This window comes from Gordonia rhizosphera NBRC 16068 (assembly GCF_000298195.1).
Classification (GTDB): Bacteria; Actinomycetota; Actinomycetes; order Mycobacteriales; family Mycobacteriaceae; genus Gordonia; species Gordonia rhizosphera.
The window spans coordinates 19,021-41,040 of the sequence record NZ_BAHC01000073.1; the positions used below are offsets into that span (position 1 = coordinate 19,021).

Below are 22,020 nucleotides of genomic sequence, written 5' to 3' on the forward strand. Positions count from 1 at the left end.
GTGCGCCGTCGCGGACGTCCGCCGTACCACCCATAGAATCAACGCCATGTCCACGTCTCCGTCTGCCGCCGACTCCAACGCATCGGCATCCGACGGGGCCCACTCCGAGGTGCGCGTCGAGGTTCTGACCGCGGTTTTCCAGATCCGCGAACTCGAGGCCCGGGAACCCGACGCGGCGCCCGCACTCTGCGTGCTGCTGGACGGCGGCGACGCAGACCGGTGGCACCTTCCAGGGGGCAACGTCGTGCCCGACGAGACACTCGAGGCGAGCGGGCGTCGTCTGCTGGCCGAGAAACTCGACGTCGACAACCTGGCACACCTCGAACAATTGTCGGTGTTCTCGGCTCCGGATCGGGTACCCGACGTCCGGACGATCGCGTCAACCTACCTCGGGCTGATACGCAGCGACGCGGCCAATGCACTGCCGGACACCGCGGCGTGGCATCCGGTCGACGCGCTGCCGCAGCTCGCGTTCGACCACGGCGACATCGTCGCCAAGGCCCGACACCGCTTGGCGGCCAAACTCTCCTACACCAACATCGCCTTTGCGCTCGCGCCGGCGCGGTTCCCGATGTCGCAGCTGTCCGAGATTTATTGCGCCGCTTTGGGTTATCCGGTCGATACGACGAACCTGCTGCGTATCCTGAGCCGGCGCGCCGTCGTGGTGGCCACCGGCACGGTCGGCAAGACGGGCCGATCCGGGGGACGTCCGCCCGCCCTTTATGCGTTCGCGGAGTCGTCGCTGCGTGTCACCGACGAATTCGCGACGCTGCGCCCGCCGATGTGATCTCGATCAGGATCGGCGACCGCGATCGATCTCGCGCTGGATCCGCTCCTCGCTCGGCGGCGACACTCCGACGAACACCCCGAAACCGTGCGCGGCGAGACCGATTCCCCAGCCCAGCAGCGGCCACACCGGCCAGAAGTATCCGCCGGAACCGAGGTACCAAATCAACACCAGGCCGGCGTTCACGACCAGGTAGACGGTCAGGTGCACCCAGAAGCCGCGTCTCGCCCGTATTCGTTCTATTGCCTCGCGTCGCTCTGCATCGGTCATCTCGTCGCTTTCGACCGGCGGTCTCGAACGGCACCTAGTTTACGCGCCACCTGGTCGGGCCGTGTCGGGTCCGGCAATCTGCGTCGGTGCCGGGATATTCGGCGGCTGCTCCCCGCCGAGGTCCCCGCCGAGGTCGCCGACACCGAGGTCGGCGGTCCGGGACGCGAGTGCCAATCCGAGGTAGGCCAGCGCCGCGGCCAGCGGCGCACATACGAAGAGGACCCATTCGCCCCCGGTTCCGCCGCGGACGGCGCCGTCGAGCCAGAGGTCGGGCACCATCTCGAAGGTGGCGCCGATCGGCGTCGACCGCGGATCGGCGAATCGCGCGTCCGCGATCCAGGTTCCCACCAGGGCACCCAGCAGGGAGCCCAGGCCCGTCGCGACCGCGACGGCCACGAAGCCGAACGGACCGCGCTGCCGGCGACACACCATCCAGGTGATCACCACGGCGATCACCCCGTAAGCGAACGCCAGCAGGGCGAAGGTCGCGACGCCGGCGTACTCCTCGGGGAACTGGTCGGCGGGGATGACCGCCGAGTCGTCGCCGGTCACTCGGCCGGACATCGCCGGGGTGATCGCGGCCCAGACCGCACCCACGACCGCACCGAGCAGGATCACCGCACCGACGACGGCGACGAACGGGCCGGCGGGCGGCCGGGCGACCGACCCCCGATCCGTCGTCGGTCCGGTCGTCTCAGGGGTTCCCACCGTCGGTGGGAGGGTCATCGTTGCCCCAGTTCGGCCGAGTCGACCGTGCCGTGACGCGAGCAACGGGCATCCCAGCCGTCGGGCCGTACCTGGACGACCATCCGCCGGCCGCACTGGCCGCAGAACCGCGGCGGTTCCAGCCCCATCCGCGCGGCGGTCGGCACCGCGTCGGGAGACTGCAACTCGAGTTCGAGGCCGGTGTACACGCCGAACCGCATCGGCTGCGCCAACGGACCCGGAATCGGTGTCGTCATCGAGTAGCTCACCTCGTCGAGACTAGATGTCGGGATCAGATGCTGTCGTTGAGTGCCTTGATCGGCATCGACAGATCGGCCAGCAGGTCGAGGTCGTCCTCGGCGGGGCGACCCAGCGTGGTCAGGTAGTTGCCGACGATGACGGCGTTGATGCCGCCCAGGATGCCCTGCTTGGCACCGAGGTCGCCCAGGGTGATCTCGCGGCCACCCGCGAAGCGCAGGATGGTGCGCGGCAGCGCCAGACGGAATGCCGCGACGGCCTTGAGCGCTTCGGACGCGGGCAGCACGTCGAGGTCACCGAACGGGGTGCCCGGGCGCGGGTTGAGGAAGTTCAGCGGAACCTCGTCGGGGTCGAGGGCCGCGAGGTCCGCGGCGAATTCGGCCCGCTGCTCGAGGGTCTCCCCCATGCCGAGGATGCCGCCGCAGCAGACCTCCATGCCGGCCTCGCGCACCATGCGCAGGGTGTCCCAGCGCTCTTCCCAGGTGTGGGTGGTGACCACGTTCGGGAAGTGGCTGCGGGCGGTCTCCAGGTTGTGGTTGTAGCGGTGCACGCCCATGTCGCGCAGCTGGTCGACCTGCTCCTGGGTGAGCATGCCGAGGCTGCAGGCGACCTGGATGTCGACCTCGTTGCGGATCGCCTCGACACCTGCGGCGACCTGGCTCATCAGCCGCTTGTCCGGGCCGCGGACAGCGGCGACGATACAGAACTCGGTGGCACCGGTCTTGGCGGTCTGCTTGGCCGCCTCGACGAGCGACGGGATGTCGATCCACGCGCTGCGTACCGGGGAGGCGAACAGTCCGGACTGCGAGCAGAAGTGGCAGTCCTCGGGGCATCCGCCGGTCTTGAGCGAGATGATGCCCTCGACCTCGACCTCGGGGCCGCACCAGCGCATCCGCACGTCGTGCGCGAGCTGCAGCAGCTCGGTGAGCCGGTCATCGGGCAGTCGCAGCACCTCGAGCACCTGCTCACGGTCGAGGGCCTCGCCGCGGTCGAGGACTTGCGAGCGGGCGATATCGAGGATGTCGGTCGTGGCGGGGGCCTGGGTCACGAGAGAACTCCTTGTGTGGACTGTCCGATGCGGACGGATTCGGTTGCTGTCGGCGGGATTTCGGTTGCTGTCGGCGGGATTTCGGTTGCTGTCGGCGGGATTTCGGTTGCCGTCGGCGGGAATTTGGTTGCTGTCGGCGGGAATTTGGTTGCCGTCGGCGGGGCGGTGGTGGGTGTGCATTCGCGGCGGAGCCACTCCGGGTCGATCCAGGACGGTGCGCAGCGACGGAATACGTCGGGCGCGAGCGCACCGGCGCCGGCAGGGATGACCCCGACGACAGGGAGTCCGGTGACGCGTGGCAGGTCGGTGCGGTTGCAGGTCATCGCCAGATCGGGGGCGGTGGGCCAGGCGCCGATGATCAGGCCGGCGGGGCGCACACCGGCGGCGCGGATCGCCGCGACGGTGAGTTCGGCATGGTTGAGGGCGCCGAGGCCGGCCGGGACGACGACGACCGTGGCCGCATCCGTTGCCCGTGCCACGTCGAGCAGCGTGAGGTCGTCGGCGAGCCGGACCAGGATCCCGCCGGCGCCCTCGACAAAGGTGATGTCATGTCGGGCGGCGAGGCCGTGCACCGCGGAGGTGATGGTGGGCAGGTCGACGGCGGCCATGCCGGCACGGCGCGCGGCGGTGTCGGGGGCCAGCGGCTCGGGATACCGGGCGCACTCGGCAGTGTCGACGGGCCCGGCGAGCGCTTCGACGACGGCGAGATCGCCGGGCTCACCCGGACCGACCCCGGTCTGCGCCGGTTTGCACACCGCGGCCGACCGGCCGGCATCGCGTGCCGCGGCGACGAGGGCGGCGGTGACGATGGTCTTGCCGACGTCGGTGGACGTGCCGGTGACCGCGAGGACCCGTCCCGGGTGGCGGCTCATCGCACACCCACCCGGCGCAGCGAGGCGTTGATGATGTCGGCGACGTGGTCGACGGTCGCGATGTCGAGGTCGGCGCGCACGGTCAGTCGCAGGCGAGACGTGCCCGCCGGTACCGAGGGCGGGCGGAAGCAGCCGACGAAGACGCCGTGCTCGCGGCAGTCGGCCGCAGCGGCCACGGCCGGCTGCGGTTCCCCGACGATCTTCGAGATGACCGCGGCCGCAGGCGCGGGCGCCCCCACCGCGGCGGCCAGCCGATGCGCGTTGTCGCGGAGGCGTTGCGGCAGAGACGGGTCGGCGCGCAGCAGACCGAGCGCGGCGTGGGCGGCGCCGACCGCGGCCGGATTGAGACCGGTGTCGAAGATGAAGGTGCGCGCCCGGTCGATGAGGTGTGAGCGCAGCACCGGCGGTCCCAGCACGACCCCGCCCTGCGCACCGAGCGATTTCGACAACACGGTGGTGACGACCAGGTCCGGTGCACCCGACAATCCCAGTTCGGCGACCAGACCGCGACCGCCCGGACCACGGACGCCCAATGCGTGGGCCTCGTCGACCAGCAGCGCCGCGCGGTGGTCGCGGGCCGCCGCGTACAGTTCCGCGATCGGCGCCGGTTCACCGTCGATGCTGTAGACCGAGTCGGTGACCACCAGCGCCCGCTCCTCGGTGCGCTCACGCAGGGCGTTGCGGACCGCGGCGTGATCGCCCCGCTCGACCACGACGACCCGGGCGCGGGAGAGACGGCATCCGTCGATGAGCGAGGCATGGGTGCCGGTGTCGCTGACGATCAGGTCACCGCGGCCCGCGAGCGCGGTGATCGCCCCGACATTGGCCAGATACCCCGACGAGAACGCCAGGGCGGCGGGGAACCCGAGGAAGTCGGCGAGGTCGTCTTCGAGGTCGATGTGCGCCACAGTGGTGCCGGTGACCAGACGCGACCCGGTCGAGCCCGTACCCCAGGCCTCCACCGCTGCCTGTGCCCCGGTCATCACTGCCGAGTGTGTCGACAGACCGAGGTAGTCGTTGGAGGCCAGGTTGACGGTCGTGGCCTCGGGTCGCCGGACGACCGGGTCACGGTGCAGCCCGAGCTCGCGGAGTGCGACCGCCTCGTCGTTGAGCCAGGCCAACGCGTCGTCCGTGCCGACCGGCGCGGAGATCGGGTGCAGTGTGGTCATCGTGTCGCTCCCGTCAGCTGGTTCGCGGACAGACAGGCGGTAGCCGCCGCCCGCACGCCGCCGACGATCGTCTCGATGTCCTCATCGGTACACACGAACGGCGGCATCACATAGATGAGGTCCCGGAACGGCCGCAGCCACACGCCGGCCTCGACGGCGGCGGCCGTGGCCACCGCGACGTCGACGGGCCGGTCGAGTTGAACCACGCCGATGGCTCCACGGACGCGGACGTCGACCACGCCGCGACGATCGTCGAGGTCGGCGAGGCCGCGGCGCAGCCCCTGCTCGATCCGCGTCACCCGCTCGCGCCACGGCGAGTCGAGCAGCAGCTCGATCGAGGCGACGGCGACTGCGCAGGCGAGCGGGTTGGCCATGAAGGTGGGACCGTGCGCGAGGCCGCCCGCCTCGCCGCGGCTGATCACCTCGGCGATCTCGGTCGTGCACAGGGTGGCCGCCAGGCTCAGATAACCGCCGGTCAGGGCCTTGCCGACACACATGATGTCCGGCGCGACGCCGACGTGGTCGGCGGCGAAGAGCTCACCGGTGCGACCGAAACCGGTGGCGATCTCGTCGAAGATCAGCAGCACACCGGCGTCGTCGCAGATGCGGCGCAGTTCGGTGAGGTAGCGCGGGTCATGGAAGCGCATCCCGCCGGCACCCTGCACGACCGGTTCCACGATGACCGCGGCGAGCCGGTCACGGTGTTCGCGGACCGAGGCCTCGAGCGAGGCGACGTAGTCGGGGTCGAGCTCGGCCGGCGGCGCCGGCACGAAGACCTGCTCGGTGAGGACGTCGGTCCACATCGAATGCATGCCGCCGTCGGGGTCGCAGACACTCATCGGGGTGAACGTGTCGCCGTGATAGCCGCCGCGCCAGGTCAGCAGCCGGGTGCGCGCGGTCTCGCCGCGGCTGCGCCAGTACTGCAGGGCCATCTTCACCGCGACCTCCACCGACACCGATCCCGAGTCGGAGAAGAACACCTTCTCCAGCGGTTCCGGGGTCAACCCCACGAGCAGCTGCGCGAGCCTGGCCGCCGGCTCGTGGGTCAGTCCGCCGAACATCACGTGCGACATCGAACCTAGTTGCGCGCAGGCCGCGGCGTCGAGAATCGGGTGGCGGTAGCCGTGGATGGCGGCCCACCACGAACTCATCCCGTCGACGACGCGGCGTCCATCGCCGAGTTCGATCCGCACCCCCTCGGCCCCGCGCACCACCAGCGGCGACGATCCGGACTCGGCCCGGTCGCGAGCCGGTCGCATCGCACTGTAGGGATGCCAGATGTGCTCGGCGTCGATCCGACTGATGGTGGCGTCGTCCACGATGGCAGTCCTTCGTCTCGGGGCGTCGTCGGGTGAAGTCCTGAACACTGTACAGGGCAATCCTGGACGCTGTACAGGACCGGATCCCCGCCGCCGATCGGGGCCGTCTACGCTGGCGTCGTGAGCAACACCCGAGCCGACGTCCTGCGGGCGGCCCGCGACATCCTCACCGAGCACAGCCTCGCCGACCTCTCCATGCGACGGCTCGCGGCCGACCTCGGGGTCCGGCCAAATGCGCTGTACTGGCATTTCCCGAACAAGCAGACTCTGCTGGCCGCCCTGTCGGACGAGATCCTCAGCTCGGTGGGCGCACCTCCGGACGCTCTGGACTGGGACGACCGGCTGGCCCACCTCGCGGCCGGGATGCGCGGGGCGTTACTCGATGTGCCCGACAGCGCCGAGGTCGTGTCGTCGAGCTGGGCCAGCGGGCTGTCGCCCAAGACGATCGCCGACGAGATCGCCGACGCCGCACGCGGTGGCGGGCTCGGCGAGCGCGACGCCTCGGCCGTCGCGACGGCGATCTGCCAGCTCGTCATCGGCCTCACCATCGAGGAGCAGACCCGCGCCCAGATGGAACGACTGCAGGTGACCGGCCCGTCGGGACGAGACTTCACCGCCGAGTTCACCGACGGGCTCAACGTGATCCTCGACGGGGCCCGGATGCGGGCGCGCCGAGTCACCGCGACCGGTGCCATGACCGACCCGGGGTAGATTTCATCGCGACAGACGCCTCGAGACAGGAAGACCCACCGAGCCCGTGGCAGCCCCGACCCACACCGTTCCCGCCGCGTTACGACCGGCGCCGAGCACCGTGCCTCCCTACCGCACCGACCTCGACGGTCTACGCGGCATCGCCATCACGCTCGTCGCATGCTTCCACATCTGGTTCGGCCGGGTCTCCGGCGGCGTCGACGTGTTCCTGACCCTGTCGGGCTACTTCTTCATCGGCTCCCTGCTGCGCCACGCCATCCACAGTCAGGCCCCGCACGTGACCCTGCGGGACACCATCGACCCGTGGCCCCGGCTCAAACGACTGCTGCGCCGGTTGCTCCCGGCGCTGTTCACGGTGCTCCTCGCGGTCGCCGCCCTCACCGTGGTCGTGATGCCACAGACACGGTGGCTCAACATCGGCAACGAACTGATCGCGAGCGCGCTGTACTACCAGAACTGGCATCTGGCCTTCAATTCGCAGGACTACCTGGCCGCAAGTTCGGCGAACAGCCCGTTGCAGCACATCTGGTCGATGTCGGTGCAGGGTCAGTTCTTCCTCGGCATGCTCCTGATCGCGCTGATCGTCACCGCGATGATCCGGCTCATCGCCCGCGTCGTCCCCGCCGCCGGCGATCCCCGCACGGTTCGCGTCGTCGTCGCGACCGGGGTGCTGGGGCTGGCCGCGGTGTCGTTCTACTGGGCGCACATGCGGATGTCGGTCAATCAGGAGTTCAATTACTACGACACGCTGGCCCGGCTGTGGGAACCGCTTGTCGGAGGCCTGCTCGCCATCTGGCTGCCGACCTGGCGGGTGCCGCGATGGATACGCAACACCCTCGCCTTGGTCGCCCTGGGGTTGATCATCACCTGCGGATGGTGGATCGACGGGGTGGCGTCCTACCCGGGCCCCAAGGCGCTCGTGCCGGTGCTGTCGACGGTGGTGATCATCTGGGCCGGGGCCACCGCCCTGCAGAAGCCCCGTCCCGGTCACGACGATCCGCAGTCGCTGCCCGCGGTCAACCGGGCGCTGGCGTCGGCCGCCCCGGTGTGGCTGGGCACCATCGCCTACTCGCTGTACCTGTGGCACTGGCCGCTGCTGATCTTCTATCTGACCTGGCGCGGTAAGAACCACGCCTCGGTGGTCGAGGGCGTCGCGCTCATCGCGGCGTCGCTGGCCCTGGCGTGGCTGACCAAGCTCTACATCGAGGATCCGCTGCGCGGCGGGAGCCGCCCGAAACACGCCCGCGGTACCCGCGACGGGCATGCGCGCCGGCTCGGCTACGTGTCGGTGATGACGACGGTGCTGGTCGTGGCGACGCTGGCGACCGGTGTCGGTATCAAACTGTGGGATCGGCACGTCGGCAACATCGTGGTGGACACCACGAACCTCGATCCGCGCCTCTACCCCGGAGCCCGCGCCCTGCTCGACGGCGCCCCCGTGCCGGCCCTGGACCCGCAGCCGACACCGCTGATGGTCCTGCAGGACTTCCCGGAGACCTCCACCGACGGCTACATGAGCGACTTCACCGACCCCGCCATCCACGTCGGCGTCTACGGGGACCCCGACGCGACCCGCACGATCGCCCTCATCGGTGGATCGCACGCGGAGATGTGGATCAGCGCGCTGAACACCCTGGGATTGCGCAACCACTTCCGGGTCACCACCTATCTGAAGATGGGGTGCCCGATGTCGACCGAGCTGGTGCCCAAGCAGCAGGGCGTACCGTACCCGCAATGCCACGACTGGGTCATGCGGGTCAAGGAAAAGGTGATCGCCGACAAACCCGACGCCGTGTTCACCAACTCCACCCGCCCGCGCGACGATGAGCCGGGTGACTGGGTGCCCCCGACCTACACGCCGATCTTCGACGAGTTCATCGACGCCGGGATCGCCGTCTTCGGCATCCGCGACACTCCGTGGCCGAAGAACCGCAAGGGCCTCATCGACACCCCGACCTGCCTGGCCGACGGCGGCACCGCCGAGAGCTGCGGCTCGCCTCGCGCGCTGGTGCTGGCCCCGACCGACCCGGCGCAGGCCCTGGCCACGACACGTCCGGATTTCCATCCGCTCGACATGTCCGACGGGATCTGCACGGCCACGCTGTGCCCGGCGATCGTCGGCAATGTCATCGTCTACAAGGACTGGCACCACCTCAGCGCCACCTATGTCCGCAGCCTGACCGACGAGCTCGGCCGACAGATGGCGCTGGCCGTGCCGTGGACGGGTCCGCCGAGTAGCTGACGCCACATCTCGAGAAGGTCTCTCCGAGATGAAGGCAGCGCGGTTCACCGCTAGTGTCATCACATGGAATCGCCGAAGGAAAAGGCGACGTCGTCGCCGGCCGTAATCGCCGGAGATCCGGTCACGGTGCAGCCTGTAGGAGCGACCGACGTCCCCATTCCCACCGATGTGCCCGTTCCCACCGACATCACCGCACCACCGCCCGACCGCACGCCGTTCGTCGTGTGGCCGGGCAACCCATACCCGCTGGGCGCGACGTATGACGGTGTGGGAACAAACTTCTCGTTGTTCTCCGAGGTGGCCACCGCCGTCGATCTGTGCCTGATCGACGGCGCCGGTACCGAGCGGCGCATCCGCCTCGAGGAGGTCGACGGCCACTGCTGGCACTGTTACCTGCCGAATATCGGGCCGGGTCAGTATTACGGCTACCGCGTACACGGCCCGTATGACCCGTCCCGCGGTCTGCGCTGCGATCCCAGCAAACTGCTCCTCGACCCCTACGGCAAGGCCTTCCACGGGGATTTCGACGGCGACCCGTCACTCTTCTCCTACCCGATGGCCGTCGACGACCCGGCCGAGGAGGAGGCAGCGGAGAAGGAGTCAGCGGTCATCCACACGCCGCCGGAAACGGGCACCGCATCGTCGGTGGTGGCACCCACGACGGCCGGGGGGTCGGCCGTGGGAGTCACGACGACCGCAACGGAGACCGCGTCGGTGGCGGCGAACGCCGTCGAGGCTGTGCCGGCCGGGCCGGTCGTGGATCTTCCCCTCACGCCGCCGCACCCCGAAAACATGCCGCACCTCGACTCGCTCGGCCACACCGTGCTCTCGGTGGTCATCAATCCGTACTTCGACTGGCAGAACGACCGGCAGCCGCGTCGTCCATATCACAAGACGGTGATCTACGAGGCCCACGTCAAGGGCATGACGGCCACGCACCCCGACGTGCCGGAGCACCTGCGCGGCACCTATGCGGGGCTCGCCCACCCGGTCATCATCGACTATCTGAAATCGCTGGGAGTGACCGCGATCGAGCTGATGCCCGTCCATCAGTTCATGCAGGATTTCGTGCTGCGCGACCAGGGACTGCGTAACTACTGGGGCTACAACAGCTACGGCTTCCTCGCCCCGCACTCGGAGTACGCCTCCAAGCCCGATCAACCGGCCAGCGCGGTGACCGAGTTCAAGGCGATGGTGCGCGCATTCCACCGCGCCGACATCGAGGTCATCCTCGACGTCGTCTACAACCACACGGCCGAGGGCAACCATCTCGGGCCGACGATCTGCTTCCGCGGTATCGACAACACCGCCTATTACCGGGTCGTCGACGGCAACCCCGAGATGTACATGGACTACACGGGTACCGGCAACAGCCTCAACGGCCGACACCCGCACACCCTGCAGCTGATCATGGATTCGCTGCGCTACTGGGTGACGGAAATGCACGTCGACGGCTTCCGCTTCGACCTCGCCTCCACACTCGCTCGCGAACTCCATGACGTGGACCGACTGTCCGCATTCTTCGATCTGGTGCAGCAGGACCCGGTCGTCAGCCAGGTCAAGCTCATCGCCGAGCCCTGGGACGTCGGCGAGGGCGGGTATCAGGTCGGCAACTTCCCGCCACTGTGGACAGAGTGGAACGGCAAGTACCGCGACACCGTCCGTGACTACTGGCGAGGTGAGCCGTCCACACTGGGCGAGTTCGCGTCCCGGCTGACCGGGTCTTCGGATCTCTACGAGGCCACCGGCCGCCGGCCCCTGGCGAGTATCAACTTCGTCATCGCCCATGACGGTTTCACACTGCGGGACCTGGTGTCCTACAACGAGAAACACAACATGGCCAACGGTGAGGACAACCGCGACGGGGAGAGCCACAACCGGTCCTGGAACTGCGGGGTCGAGGGTCCGACCGACGATCCGGAGATCCTCGAGCTGCGCGCCCGCCAGCAACGCAACGTCCTCGCCACCCTGTTCCTGTCCCAGGGCACGCCGATGCTGGCACACGGGGACGAGATGGGGCGGACCCAACAGGGCAACAACAACGTCTACTGCCAGGATTCGGAACTGGCCTGGATGGACTGGGCGCTGGCCGAGAAGAACTCCGACCTGCTGGAGTTCACCCGCAAGGCCATCGCGTTGCGGACCCGTCATCCGGTGTTCCGTCGGCGCAGGTTCTTCGCGGGCAAACCGATCCGGTGGGGCGATCAGGCTCTCGACATCGTGTGGCTGACCCCGGCGGGCGAGGCGATGACCTCCGAGGACTGGGACAACTGGTTCGGCAAGAGCCTGGCGGTCTTCCTCAACGGCCACGGCATCGGCGAGAAGGACGAGCGTGGTGAGAAGATCACCGACGACAGCTTCCTGATCTGCTTCAACGCACACCACGGCGACATCGATTTCCGACTCCCACCCACCCTGGGCGACGAGTGGACCGGCGTCCTCGACACCACGCATCCGACCGGCGACAGCGATGTCACCGCCCTGACCGACACCGACGTGACCGTCGGTGCCCGGTCGGTCCTGGTCCTGCGCAAGACGGCGTGAGCGGCGAGCAGGTGCCGGTGGGCGGCCTCCGCACGCCGGTCGCCACCTACCGTGTGCAGCTGACCCCCGACTTCGCGTTCGCCGACCTGATCGACGTGCTGGAGCGCATCGCCGAGCTGGGTGTCAGCCACCTGTACCTCTCGCCGGTCGGACGCGCGGTGTCGGGGTCGACCCACGGCTACGACTGGGTGCCGCCGCCGCAGGTGTCCCCGGAGCTCGGAGGACTCGACGGCCTCCGCGAGTTGCGGCGCGCCGCGAGAGAACTCGGGCTGGGCCTGATCGTCGACATCGTCCCCAACCACACCGGGGTCGCCGATCCGCTGCAGAATCCGTGGTTCGCCGATCTGCTCCGGTACGGCTCCACATCGCGATACGCCGGCTGGTTCGACGTCGACTTCTCCACCGACAACGGCGCCGACGGCAAGATCGCGTTGCCGGTCCTCGCCGCGGACGGTGACCTGTCGCCCCTCGTCGTCGACGACGGACATCTGCGTTACCACGACCACGTGTTCCCGACGGCTCCGGGCACCGCGATCACCGGCACCCCGATCGAGGTACATGAGCGCCAGCACTATCGGCTGGTGGCCTGGAACAGCGGTCTGATCGGGTACCGGCGCTTCTTCACCGTCAACGAGCTCGCCGGTCTGCGGCAGGAGGACCCGACGGTGTACGAGGCCACCCACCGGTGGCTCATCGACCTCGTCGACGCCGATCTGATCGACGGGGTGCGGGTCGACCATCCCGACGGACTCTGGGATCCCCAGACCTACCTGCGCCGTCTGCGCGGCGACACCGGCGAGCAGCGGCTCGTCTACGTGGAGAAGATTCTCGCCCCCGATGAGGACCTCGAGCCGACCCTGCCCGTGCAGGGCACGACCGGGTACGAGCAGATGCGCATCATCGATGCCGTGTTCGTCGCGCCGACGGGGCTCGTCGAACTCGGTGAGATCCACGAACGCGTCACCGGAAGGCCCGGGGATTCGGCCTGGTTGCACGCAGGTGAGCGGGAGCGCAAACTCGTCACCCTGCGGGAGATGTTCCCGAGCGAACATCGCCGGATGGTCCGCGCGATCACCCACTCCGACCCGTCGGCCGACGTCACCGCGGTCACCGAGGCGACCGCCGAACTCATCGCCGAACTCGGTGTCTACCGTGCCGACTACCCGTCGCTGCGCACCCGCCTGATCGACACCGCCGCCCGGATCGCGCAATGCATTCCGCAACTGTCGGCCGCCCTGGACCTCGTCGTCCACGAGACCGCGACCCCCGGTGCCGCCACCTCCCGGCTCGCCCAGACATGTGGTGCGGTGACCGCCAAGAGCGTCGAGGACAGCCTGTTCTACCGCACCGCCCGCCTGGTGTCAGCGCAGGAGGTGGGCGGCGATCCGGCCGATCCGGCTATGTCGCTGCACGAGTTCCATACCCGCAACGCCCGTCGCGTGCACGACTGGCCGTGGGCCATGACCGCGATGTCGACCCACGACACCAAACGTGGCGAGGACGTGCGGGCCCGGATCGCGCTGCTCACGCAGGTGCCGGAACGATGGTCGATGCTCGTGAGCGGGATCTGGGCGCAGACACCGCCGCCGGACGACCTCACCGGCTACTTCCTGCTGCAGAACATCGTCGGGGTCTGGCCGGACGACACCGCGGTCGACGACGACCTGCGCGCACGCCTGTGCGCCTATGCACGCAAGGCCGCTCGCGAGGCCGGGCTGTGCACCACCTGGACCGAGGTGGACGAGACGTTCGAGGCCGCTCTCGACGCCTGGATCGACGATGTCACCACCGGACAGACGGCGGCCGCGATCACGGCCTTCGTCGACGCGATCGCACCCGCCTGGCGTGCGGAGACGTTGGCCCGCAAGGCGATCGCGTTGCTGGGCCCGGGCGTGGGCGACATCTATCAGGGCACGCAGTGGTGGGACGACTCGCTGGTCGACCCCGACAATCGGCGGCCGGTGGACTACGCGCGCTCGCTCGATCACCCCAAGACGACGCTGATCCGGGTTGCGCTGCGCACGCGGGCGGCCCACGCGGAGGCATTCGGGGCCGCCGGCACCTACGCGGCCCTGCAGACCGACGGTCCCGCGGGCGACCATGTGATCGCGTTCGTCCGTGGGGTCGCCGACGATCCACGGGTGGTCGTGGTGACCGCCCGGTACACCCACAGCCTCACCACGGGTCTTGCCTCCGCCACCATGATCGAACTGCCTGCCGGCCGCTGGCACGACGCTGCGACCGGCGAGGTGTTCCATGGCAGTCCCACGCTGGCGGAGCTACGCCACTCGGGTCCCGTGGCAATCCTGACGCGCGACGCCTGAAGACCTCACATCACCGGGCCTTCATCGACACAGTGTCCCTGAGCACGCGCGACGTTTTCAGGGACCGCCCGGTGTCGAGGGCGCCGCGGGAGCCGACTGGCCCTGTGACTGGTTCTGTTCGCCCTGCGGAGTGCCGATGCCGGCCTGCGCTCCGTCGAGCTTCTCGACGAGCCAGCGACCGTCCTCCTTGCGGAGGTTGAGCCAGATCAGCATCAGCTCCTTGCCACCGTCGGGCGCGAGAGTGCTGGTGCCGGTGACCTCCATCAGCACACTCGTCTTGGCGGTGTCGGCGTCGAAGGTCTCCACGGACACTGACTTCACCGACGGGGTGGCCTTGACGTTCAGGTCCTGCACGGCCTTGGAGCCGTCGGCCTGCTCCTGCTCGAGATGCTTGCGGAACTCGCCGGTGGACAGTGGGCCGAGGAGTTCCTTCATGTTGCCGACGTTGTCGGAATTCATCGTGCTCACCAGCTTGATGGCGAACTGTTCGGAGGCCGCCTTGCTGTCGTCGAACGCGGCGAGCCGCTCTCGTTGCTGGAGGTAACCCCAACCGAGCAGCGCCACTCCCACGACGAGCGCCACGGCCACGGTCCCGGCGGCCACATTCATCAGGCCCCGAGCGCTGATGGTCACCGAGATCTGTCGGCCGGCCGTCTTCGATTCGGCAGTCGTTGATTCGGCAGTCGTTGATTCGGCAGTCGTTGATTCGGCAGTCGTTGATTCGGCAGTCGTTGATTCGGTAGTCGCCGGCTCCGGCTCGGAGACGGCGTCCGCCGACGTCCTCGCGCGTCGGGCGGCCTTGGTCCGCGGCCGCGGGGCCGAGTCCGGTGTATCCGTGTCCGTTGTGTCCGTGTCCGTCGTGTCCGTGTCCGTGTCCGTTGTGTCTGTGTCCGTTGTGTCAGTGTCCTGCGTATCCGTGTCGGGGGTGTCGGTCTTCTGGTCCTGCTCGGTCATTCCTACTCACTTGTCCAACGGCACGGTTCGCGCATTCGGGTCGTAGTCGGGTGGCGGTCCCGCGGTGTCGTCACCGGCCGGACGGGGAGCGTTCGCCGACCCGCGGATCTGCTGGTTCGGATCCTCGGTCACACAGTACAGATTGGTCGGAATGGTCAGCTCCAAGATCTTCGTGGGGCGCTCCGGGGTCACGGCGTAGTTGCAACTCGGCCGGGGAAAGATCGCCCCGAACGCCCACCAGGCCCCGTCGTGGAACATCGACAGACTCTTGATCGACGCATCCCGGATCGACGGCAGGAGATTGGCGATCGCCGGCGCGCGCAGTGCACCCTGCCGGGCCACGTCCGCGAACTGCGCGAGCACATCGGTGAGCGGACTACTGATCTGGCTGAGTGAGCCGGTCAGACTGGTCAGCTGGGATGGCCCGCGCCCGAGCAAAGTCCGCAACTCCTTGTCGGCGGCCACTGCTTGGTTCACCAGCGTACTGAGGGCGTCCACCGTGGTCCCCAGATCGGGCTGGATCTCGGCGGTGGTCTTGAGGATCGTGCCGGTGTCAGAGATCAGCTTCGTGGTCTGCGGCAGGACCAGGGCGAGGTCGACGGCGATGGAGCCGCCCGCATTGAGGAGTGCCCGCAGATCGCTCTTGCCGGTCTCGTCAGACCCGAGCGCGATGTTCAGCTCGTCGACGGCCGTACGCAGCTTGACCGGGTCGATCTGTTCGATGACGTTCAGCGACGACTCCAGCATGGTGGGGAACGGTGCGGTGACCCGCGTCTGGTTCACGTCGATGACGTCACCGTCGGTGAAGTAGGGGCCGTCGGCGGTCGATGGTTCGAAGTCGACGTACTGCTCCCCCGCTGCGGACAGCCCCAGCGCGGCGACGACCGCGTTGCGGTTGATCTTCACGTCGTCCTCGATGCGGACCGTGACGTCGACCGACTTCGGTTGAACCCGAATGGTTTCCACCTCACCGATCCGCGCTCCGCGCAGCGTCACGATGGAGGTGTCCTGCAGGCCGCCGGAGATCGGGAAATGCACCAGCAGGGTGTAGGTACCGCGAAGCGGTTCCCACCGCAGCACACCCAACGACAGATAGGCCAGACCGACCAGCATCACCAGAACGAGACCGATGTTGCCGACGAGGATCGAGTGCTTGCGCACCCAGGTGAACGGCCCGGACAGGATTCTCATCCGCAGCACCCCTTCGTCCCGGTCAGGCGCGCCAGCAGGCGGGTGAGTGTCTGTTGCAGCGACTGCGACGCCGCATCCACGTCGCCGACGTCGGGCAGCTGGCTGGCCGAGTCGAACCCGACGCCCGGGTTGAGGTAGAAGACCTTTGCCGACAGTGCGGCCGCGCTACCGGGCGTGGACTTCACCCACTTCGGCGTCAGTTCGGCCATGTTGTCCGCCAAGAGACCGAGGGTCCCGGACGCGTCACTCAGGCCCGCCAGCACCGTCGACAGGTTCCCGAAGAGCTCGACCAGATTGTCCCCCTCGGAGTTGAGGAAGTCGTTCGTGGCCGCAGTCACCTCGTTGGTCTTGCCCAGCATCGTCAGGATCGTCCCGATCTGGCCGTTGACCGCTTCCACCGCGGGGGCGAGTTTGTTGATCGACGCCATGATCTGAGCCCGCCCGGCCGCCAGGTCGTCGGTTAGCGTCCGGGTGTTACGCATCGCCTCGTCCACCGCCGCGGCGTTCTGGTTGAACTTGGTGAGGCCCGTGGTCAGCCCCTCGATCGCACCGGCCAGTTCATCCGGATTCGCCGACACCGCCTTGCTGAGCTCGGTGACGATGATCGTCAGGGAATTGAGCGATCCGCTGTCCACCAGGCCCGACGTGCTCACCAGGAGGTCCTCGACCGTCGCCGCCGCGGAGGTCGGCCCGGTCAGGGTGTCACCGTCGCCGAGGTATTCGGTCGGCTGTCCCGGCGGCGGCAGCAGCGCCACGAACACGTCACCGAGCGGTGTCGCCTGACGCAACTCCGCCCCGGTGCCGACCGGGAGTCGGGACGATTTGCCGACCCGCATGGTCACGACCGCCGTGTAGTCCTCGGCGACGATGGCGGTGACCTGTCCGACGTCGGTGCCGTAGAGCTTGACCTTCGCCCGGGTGGGCAGGTTGAGCGCATTGTCGAAATTGGCTGTGAGCTGGATCGATTCACCGATCCCGCCGGGTATCGGCAACGGGATCTGCTCGACGGTCAGACCGGGCAGCACGCCGCAGCCCGACAGGCCCAGGATCGAGGCGAGTGCGACGGCCAGAACCAGAACGGAGTGGCGGCGCAGGCGACGGCGGCGATCGCCGGGCGCGCGCTGAATCCGGAAGGGAGCGATCGGTTCTCGGTTCATTTCGTCAGCTCCAGCAGTGCCGAGAAGACACCCAGGTCCGGTCCGAAATCCTCGAGTTGTCCGGTGCGGCAGCCGTTCTCCTGCAGGTTCAGAGCCTGACAAAAGGTGGACAGCGCCTCGGAGTCGATCAACGACTTGTCCAGCAGGACCTGCGCCCGCCAGGCACCCTGCTCCACGGAGACGGAGTTGGCCAGATTCTGGAACAGCAGCGGACCGACGTCGATCGTCTCGACGACCTGGCGCGAGAAGTCGCTCAGGTTGGCCACCAGGGCCGCGAGACGGCTCGTGGATGCGCTGATCGTTCCGACGTTGTTCTGCAGGAAGGCCGTGGTGTTCGCCAGGGCGACGTTCAGGTCGGCCAGGGTTGCCTGGAGACCTGGTGCCTGGACCTGCAACATCCTGGCGACCTCGTTGATCGACCGGGACAGCGCGGTCATCTTGGGGTAGTTGTCCACCAGCGTCGTGGTCAGGGACTGCACGGTCTTGATGAGGCTCACCAGGGTGTCACCGTTGTCCGAGACCAGCGACGCGGCCTGGCCCAGTTCCGAAATCGCATCGCGGATGGCCTCACCGTTGCCGCTGGCAATACCCGACGTGATGTCGACCAGGTCGGCGACCGGCCCACCACCCGAGGAGTCGCCCGACAACGCCTTCACCAGACCGTCGATCGAGTCGTACAGTTCGCCCGCCGAGACCGGGCTCTTCGTCTCCTGGATGACGGCCCCGTCGGTCAGCTTGGCTCCTTCGGTGTAGGCCGGCGTCAGCTCGATATGGCGGGTGGTCACGATCGAGGTGTTGACGATCGCCGCGGTCGCATCGGCCGGGACCGGAACGTCCTTGTCGACGGTGAAGGTGACCTTCACCCGGTTGCCCTCCTCCTGCACGCCCGTCACCTGACCGACGGGCATGCCGAGCACGTCGACATCGTTGCTCTCGTACAGACCGGCGACGTCGTCGAAATACGCGGTGACCTCGATCGCGGAACCGATCACCACCGACCACCCGGCCGGGATCAGCGAGCAACCGGAGAGCCCGAGCACGGCGACGACGGTCGCGATGGCGACCGCGAACGGCCTGCGCCTGTTCGGTCGGTTCGGCGTGTTCGTTCGGTTCGAGTGGGTCAGCATCCGTCCACCACCCGAGCCACGCACAGCCAGTTGTCCGGGAAGATGCCCCAGGGCAGATAGCCGTTCACGTAGGGACCGTCGCCGATCGCGTTGTTGGTCGTGCGCGCGGTGATCGGCAGGATCTCGAGGAGCTTGCGCAGGTTGGCCTGGTTCTTCTCCAGCCCCTGCGACATGGTGTTGAGGTTCGCCATGATCGGCGCGAACTGGTCGCCGTTCTCGCGGGCGACGGCGCGCGCCTGCTCGGTGAGTGCCGCGATCCCGTCGAGCATCCGGGTCACCAGCGCCTCGCGGGCCGCGATCTTCTCGGCCAGCTGCCGTCCCTGCCCGACGATGATCGACAGCTGCTTCTGGCTGTCATTGACGATGCCGGTCACGGTGTCGGTGTCGGCGATCAGCTGGTTGATCTGGTCACGCCGATTGTTGATGACCTTCGACATCGCGGTGAGCGCATCGATCGTCGGCCTGGTAACCGCCGGCGCGCCGGCGAGTTGTCGGTTGAGCGTGCGGAGACCGTCGGCGAACGCATCGTCGTCGATGCCCGCGATGATCGGGGTCCCCGCCTCGATGGTCTTCTGCAGATCGTAGGGCACGCGGGTCTCCGGAATCCGACCGTCCGGTGCCGGTGACGGCGCATCCCCCAGGGAGACATCGACATACCGTTGCCCCAGCAGCGTCGACATCTTGATCTCCGCGGAGCCGTTGGCGGTGACGTTGACGTCGCGATCCACCTTCATCGTCACGGTGACGTGATCACCGTTGAGTTCGGTCGCACTGACCTCGCCCTTGTCGATACCTGCCACACGCACCTTGTCGCCCGGCCGGATCCCCCCGGCCTGCGCGAAGTCTCCGAAGTAGGTCTTCTTGCCGATGTGCGCCTGCGCCAGACCGGTCACGGCGAGGACGATCAGGACGGTCATCGCGGCACCGGCAATGCCATACCAGACCCGCCGATTCTCGTCGAAGTGTCTCTTCCACCGGCTCATCGGCACACCTCCGAGTGCTTGGTACCACCGATCTTGTTGATCACGCCGGGGGGGAAGAGGACATCCCCGATCGCGATGTCCAGGTCGCAGGCATAGATGTTCAAGTAGGCGCCCTGCCCGAGGACCAGGGGAAAGTGTCCCAGGAAGACGGGCAGTTCGACAGCCAACTTGTCGAGTTTCGCGCCGTTGGCGATCAGGGTGTCGGTGGCCGACAACGCATTGGAGGCGGCAGTCTGCAGCGACGTCCGGCTGTTCCCCAGCACGTCGGCGAACCCGCTCGCGGTCTCACCGAGCTGTGACACCGACTTGCCGAAGGCCGCCGAATTGCTGTTGAGGTTCTCGATCAGGTCCGCGATGCTGTCCACCAGGGTGCCCACCTGGTTGCCCTGACGGGCGAGGTCGCGCAGGACACCACTCAGGTCGTCGACGATCGCGCCGATGACCTCGTCGCGGTTGGCCATGTCATTGGCGAGCTTCCCGACCTGGGCGACCGTGTAGCTCAACGACACGTCGTCGCCCTGGAACGCCTGCACCAGACCCTCCGACAGTGCGTTGACCTCCTCGGGCGACAAGGTTTCGAATACCGGCTGGAACCCGGCGAGCAATCTGGTCACGTCGAAGGAGTCCTCAGAGGGCTGCTGCAACGTCGACCCCGGCGACAGCGGTGTGCTGTCGGCGTTCTCGACGAGGGTCAATGACAGGTACCGTTGCCCGATGAGGTTCTGGTAGCGGATGGCGGCCTTCGTGTTGGAGAAGACCGTCTGGTCGGTCTGGACGTCGAAGACCACCCGGGCCCGGCCGTCATCGAGCGCGACGTTGCCGACCCGACCGACGCGCACACCCGCCATCCGGACGTCGTCACCCGGCAACAGTCCGGACGCGTCGTTGAAGTAGGTGGTGTAGGAGTCGGTGTCGCCGGGGACCGACCGCTCGAGCGTCGACCAGATGATATAGGTCAGCAGTAGGGCGATGACCGCGAACAGGGAGAACCCGATCAGCGGCTTGCGAACACTCGCGCCTCCTTTACTCATCGCCCACCTCCTGACAGTCCGGTATCCGGGGTGATCGTCGAGGACTGCACCAGCGGGCCGAGCATCAGAGTGTCGGCGGCGTTCGGCTTGCGTTTCAAGGCGGTTCCCAAGGTCTCGTTGTCCGACGACGTGGTGACCGCGCCGAAGGCCGCGGCGTTACGACGCATGCCGTCGGACGGGTAGATCATCAACGGCCCGGAGCTCGTCGGTCCCGTACCGGTGCCCGGACCGACGCATCCGGGGCCGCGCAGCTGCCCGTACGGTCCGCCGTTGTAGACCGGACAGTTCTGCCGGGTGTAGCGCATGAACGATCCAAAGCCGACGCCGATGTTCAGCTGGGCGTGCCCGTTCACGCCTGTGAACACCGTCAGCACCTTGGCCGCCAGGTTGTTCAGCGCGGTGACCGCCTCGGGCAGCGAGTTCGGCTCGAGCACCGCGGCCCCGACCATGGTGTTGAGATCGCCGATGAGGTATTTGCCCCGGTCACCGTTGGCGGCGAACAGGGCCTGGCTGGCGTCGAGGAGCCCCTGCCCGGCCGAGAGCAGTGCGGTCAGATCATCTTGTTTCTCGGCGATCGTCATCGCCGGGATCACGCTGCGGCCAAGCGCATCGAGCAGTTGCGGGGTGGACTGCGCGAGGCCGCGGATCGCGTTGTCGAAGTTGTCGAAGCCCGACGGCGCGCCTGGCGGGAACTGCGCGTTGAGGGTCTTCCAGTAGTTGTCGAGCAACGGCACGAACGCACCGAACACCGCTCCGCCGCCCTTGAGCGCGTCGGCGAGGGTGCCGAGCACGGCTGCGAGGTCCTCGGGCGGGACCGCGTCCAGCAGGGTGCTCAGCTCGTTCTGCGCATCCTGCAGCCGGAGGGTCGGCAGTGACGTGTCCGCGGGGATCGTCGCACCTGAGGCCAGTGATTGGTCGGCCGGCTTGGCAGGCTGAACGAGTTCGACAGTGTTGACGCCGAACAGGTTGGCGGGCACGGTACGCGCGGTGACGTTGGCCGGGATACCCGGCGCCTGGTCGGGATCGACGTCGATCGCGACATCCTTGAAGGCCACATTTCCCGGGCCCGTCTCATCGGTGACGGTGATGGACTGCACCGACCCCACGATCATGCCGTTGTAGCGGACGTCGGCGCCGTCCAGCAGACCGTCGCCGACGTCGGTCAGCTTCGCGGTCACGGGCACGCTCGAGGAGAACGCGCCGTCGTAGCGCAGGAACAGGATCACGAACAGGATGACCAGCGCGATGGCGAAGGACACTCCGCGGAAGACGTATTGCCGGAGAGATGGGTTGCGACCACCGGTATCGATGTTCATCGGAGTCCTTCC

19 protein-coding genes are annotated in these 22,020 nt (G+C 68.0%); 5 read left to right on the forward strand and 14 right to left on the reverse strand.

Going from position 1 to position 22,020, the window contains the following annotated elements; translation table 11 throughout:
• Positions 1-46 precede the first annotated feature (46 nt).
• On the forward strand, positions 47-787 hold the full coding sequence (locus GORHZ_RS08935) for an NUDIX hydrolase (protein WP_006332268.1): 741 nt from the start codon (positions 47-49) through the stop codon (positions 785-787).
• A 6-nt stretch (positions 788-793) separates the two neighbouring features.
• Here the strand turns inward: GORHZ_RS08935 and GORHZ_RS08940 are convergent, their stop codons facing one another.
• From GORHZ_RS08940 to GORHZ_RS08970, 7 genes are read right to left on the reverse strand one after another with little or no spacing between them, the layout of a single operon-like run.
• On the reverse strand, positions 794-1,057 hold the full coding sequence (locus GORHZ_RS08940) for a 2TM domain-containing protein (protein ID WP_006332270.1): 264 nt from the start codon (positions 1,055-1,057) through the stop codon (positions 794-796).
• 39 nt (positions 1,058-1,096) lie between these two features.
• Positions 1,097-1,783 carry a DUF2567 domain-containing protein gene (locus tag GORHZ_RS08945; protein WP_006332272.1) on the reverse strand — a complete coding sequence of 229 codons (687 nt, stop codon included), beginning with the start codon at positions 1,781-1,783 and terminating at the stop codon, positions 1,097-1,099.
• Positions 1,780-2,019: a biotin synthase auxiliary protein BsaP gene (gene bsaP / locus GORHZ_RS08950; RefSeq protein ID WP_006332273.1), complete on the reverse strand. Its 240-nt coding sequence runs from the start codon at positions 2,017-2,019 to the stop codon at positions 1,780-1,782. The genes GORHZ_RS08945 and bsaP overlap by 4 nt, the downstream gene beginning before the upstream one ends.
• Positions 2,020-2,054: 35 nt before the next feature.
• A complete protein-coding gene (gene bioB, locus GORHZ_RS08955) occupies positions 2,055-3,068 on the reverse strand; it encodes a biotin synthase BioB (protein WP_006332274.1) in 1,014 nt (337 codons plus the stop codon).
• Positions 3,065-3,940 (reverse strand): dethiobiotin synthase, encoded by an 876-nt coding sequence (gene bioD / locus GORHZ_RS08960; RefSeq protein ID WP_006332275.1) that lies wholly within the window; start codon positions 3,938-3,940, stop codon positions 3,065-3,067. The genes bioB and bioD overlap by 4 nt, the downstream gene beginning before the upstream one ends.
• Positions 3,937-5,109, reverse strand: coding sequence for an 8-amino-7-oxononanoate synthase (locus GORHZ_RS08965; protein ID WP_006332276.1), 1,173 nt, complete (start codon positions 5,107-5,109; stop codon positions 3,937-3,939). Before GORHZ_RS08965 ends, bioD begins: the two co-directional genes overlap by 4 nt.
• On the reverse strand, positions 5,106-6,428 hold the full coding sequence (locus GORHZ_RS08970; RefSeq protein WP_040530917.1) for an adenosylmethionine--8-amino-7-oxononanoate transaminase: 1,323 nt from the start codon (positions 6,426-6,428) through the stop codon (positions 5,106-5,108). The genes GORHZ_RS08965 and GORHZ_RS08970 overlap by 4 nt, the downstream gene beginning before the upstream one ends.
• A 120-nt stretch (positions 6,429-6,548) precedes the next feature.
• On the opposite strand from GORHZ_RS08970, the gene GORHZ_RS08975 reads away from it, so the two are divergent.
• The 4 genes from GORHZ_RS08975 to treY all read left to right on the forward strand — a co-directional run bounded on the left by GORHZ_RS08975 (position 6,549) and on the right by treY (position 14,249).
• Positions 6,549-7,139 carry a TetR/AcrR family transcriptional regulator gene (locus tag GORHZ_RS08975; RefSeq protein WP_006332278.1) on the forward strand — a complete coding sequence of 197 codons (591 nt, stop codon included), beginning with the start codon at positions 6,549-6,551 and terminating at the stop codon, positions 7,137-7,139.
• Positions 7,140-7,185: 46 nt separating this feature from the next.
• Positions 7,186-9,381, forward strand: coding sequence for an acyltransferase family protein (locus GORHZ_RS08980; protein WP_006332279.1), 2,196 nt, complete (start codon positions 7,186-7,188; stop codon positions 9,379-9,381).
• A 63-nt stretch (positions 9,382-9,444) separates the two neighbouring features.
• A complete protein-coding gene (gene glgX, locus GORHZ_RS08985; protein WP_006332280.1) occupies positions 9,445-11,925 on the forward strand; it encodes a glycogen debranching protein GlgX in 2,481 nt (826 codons plus the stop codon).
• Positions 11,922-14,249 (forward strand): malto-oligosyltrehalose synthase, encoded by a 2,328-nt coding sequence (treY, locus tag GORHZ_RS08990; protein WP_006332281.1) that lies wholly within the window; start codon positions 11,922-11,924, stop codon positions 14,247-14,249. Before glgX ends, treY begins: the two co-directional genes overlap by 4 nt.
• A 57-nt stretch (positions 14,250-14,306) precedes the next feature.
• On the opposite strand, the gene GORHZ_RS30770 is transcribed toward treY, so the two are convergent.
• The 7 genes from GORHZ_RS30770 to GORHZ_RS09025 all read right to left on the reverse strand — a co-directional run bounded on the left by GORHZ_RS30770 (position 14,307) and on the right by GORHZ_RS09025 (position 22,008).
• Positions 14,307-14,882, reverse strand: a complete 576-nt coding sequence (locus tag GORHZ_RS30770; RefSeq protein ID WP_157205117.1) for a hypothetical protein — start codon at positions 14,880-14,882, stop codon at positions 14,307-14,309.
• A gap of 327 nt (positions 14,883-15,209) precedes the next feature.
• Positions 15,210-16,394, reverse strand: a complete 1,185-nt coding sequence (locus GORHZ_RS09000) for an MlaD family protein (protein WP_006332283.1) — start codon at positions 16,392-16,394, stop codon at positions 15,210-15,212.
• Positions 16,391-17,551: an MlaD family protein gene (locus GORHZ_RS09005; protein WP_006332284.1), complete on the reverse strand. Its 1,161-nt coding sequence runs from the start codon at positions 17,549-17,551 to the stop codon at positions 16,391-16,393. The genes GORHZ_RS09000 and GORHZ_RS09005 overlap by 4 nt, the downstream gene beginning before the upstream one ends.
• Complete coding sequence (locus GORHZ_RS09010; protein WP_006332285.1) at positions 17,548-18,678, reverse strand: MCE family protein; 1,131 nt, start codon at positions 18,676-18,678, stop codon at positions 17,548-17,550. Before GORHZ_RS09010 ends, GORHZ_RS09005 begins: the two co-directional genes overlap by 4 nt.
• Entirely contained in the window at positions 18,672-19,661 is a 990-nt protein-coding gene (locus GORHZ_RS09015; RefSeq protein WP_006332286.1) for an MCE family protein, read from the reverse strand. The genes GORHZ_RS09010 and GORHZ_RS09015 overlap by 7 nt, the downstream gene beginning before the upstream one ends.
• A complete protein-coding gene (locus GORHZ_RS09020; RefSeq protein WP_006332287.1) occupies positions 19,658-20,692 on the reverse strand; it encodes an MCE family protein in 1,035 nt (344 codons plus the stop codon). Before GORHZ_RS09020 ends, GORHZ_RS09015 begins: the two co-directional genes overlap by 4 nt.
• A complete protein-coding gene (locus GORHZ_RS09025; RefSeq protein ID WP_006332288.1) occupies positions 20,689-22,008 on the reverse strand; it encodes an MlaD family protein in 1,320 nt (439 codons plus the stop codon). Before GORHZ_RS09025 ends, GORHZ_RS09020 begins: the two co-directional genes overlap by 4 nt.
• Positions 22,009-22,020: the final 12 nt, after the last annotated feature.

What these genes read in the sequence shown, in the direction of transcription:
- GORHZ_RS09000 (WP_006332283.1), bottom strand. Translation starts at nt 16,394, where the DNA reads ATGAGAATCCTGTCCGGGCCGTTCACCTGGGTGCGCAAGCACTCGATC.
- bioD (WP_006332275.1), bottom strand. Translation starts at nt 3,940, where the DNA reads ATGAGCCGCCACCCGGGACGGGTCCTCGCGGTCACCGGCACGTCCACC.
- GORHZ_RS09015 (WP_006332286.1), bottom strand. Translation starts at nt 19,661, where the DNA reads ATGAGCCGGTGGAAGAGACACTTCGACGAGAATCGGCGGGTCTGGTAT.
- GORHZ_RS08965 (WP_006332276.1), bottom strand. Translation starts at nt 5,109, where the DNA reads ATGACCACACTGCACCCGATCTCCGCGCCGGTCGGCACGGACGACGCG.
- glgX (WP_006332280.1), top strand. Translation starts at nt 9,445, where the DNA reads ATGGAATCGCCGAAGGAAAAGGCGACGTCGTCGCCGGCCGTAATCGCC.
- GORHZ_RS09020 (WP_006332287.1), bottom strand. Translation starts at nt 20,692, where the DNA reads ATGAGTAAAGGAGGCGCGAGTGTTCGCAAGCCGCTGATCGGGTTCTCC.
- GORHZ_RS08935 (WP_006332268.1), top strand. Translation starts at nt 47, where the DNA reads ATGTCCACGTCTCCGTCTGCCGCCGACTCCAACGCATCGGCATCCGAC.
- bsaP (WP_006332273.1), bottom strand. Translation starts at nt 2,019, where the DNA reads ATGACGACACCGATTCCGGGTCCGTTGGCGCAGCCGATGCGGTTCGGC.
- GORHZ_RS08940 (WP_006332270.1), bottom strand. Translation starts at nt 1,057, where the DNA reads ATGACCGATGCAGAGCGACGCGAGGCAATAGAACGAATACGGGCGAGA.
- GORHZ_RS09005 (WP_006332284.1), bottom strand. Translation starts at nt 17,551, where the DNA reads ATGAACCGAGAACCGATCGCTCCCTTCCGGATTCAGCGCGCGCCCGGC.
- GORHZ_RS09010 (WP_006332285.1), bottom strand. Translation starts at nt 18,678, where the DNA reads ATGCTGACCCACTCGAACCGAACGAACACGCCGAACCGACCGAACAGG.
- GORHZ_RS08945 (WP_006332272.1), bottom strand. Translation starts at nt 1,783, where the DNA reads ATGACCCTCCCACCGACGGTGGGAACCCCTGAGACGACCGGACCGACG.
- GORHZ_RS09025 (WP_006332288.1), bottom strand. Translation starts at nt 22,008, where the DNA reads ATGAACATCGATACCGGTGGTCGCAACCCATCTCTCCGGCAATACGTC.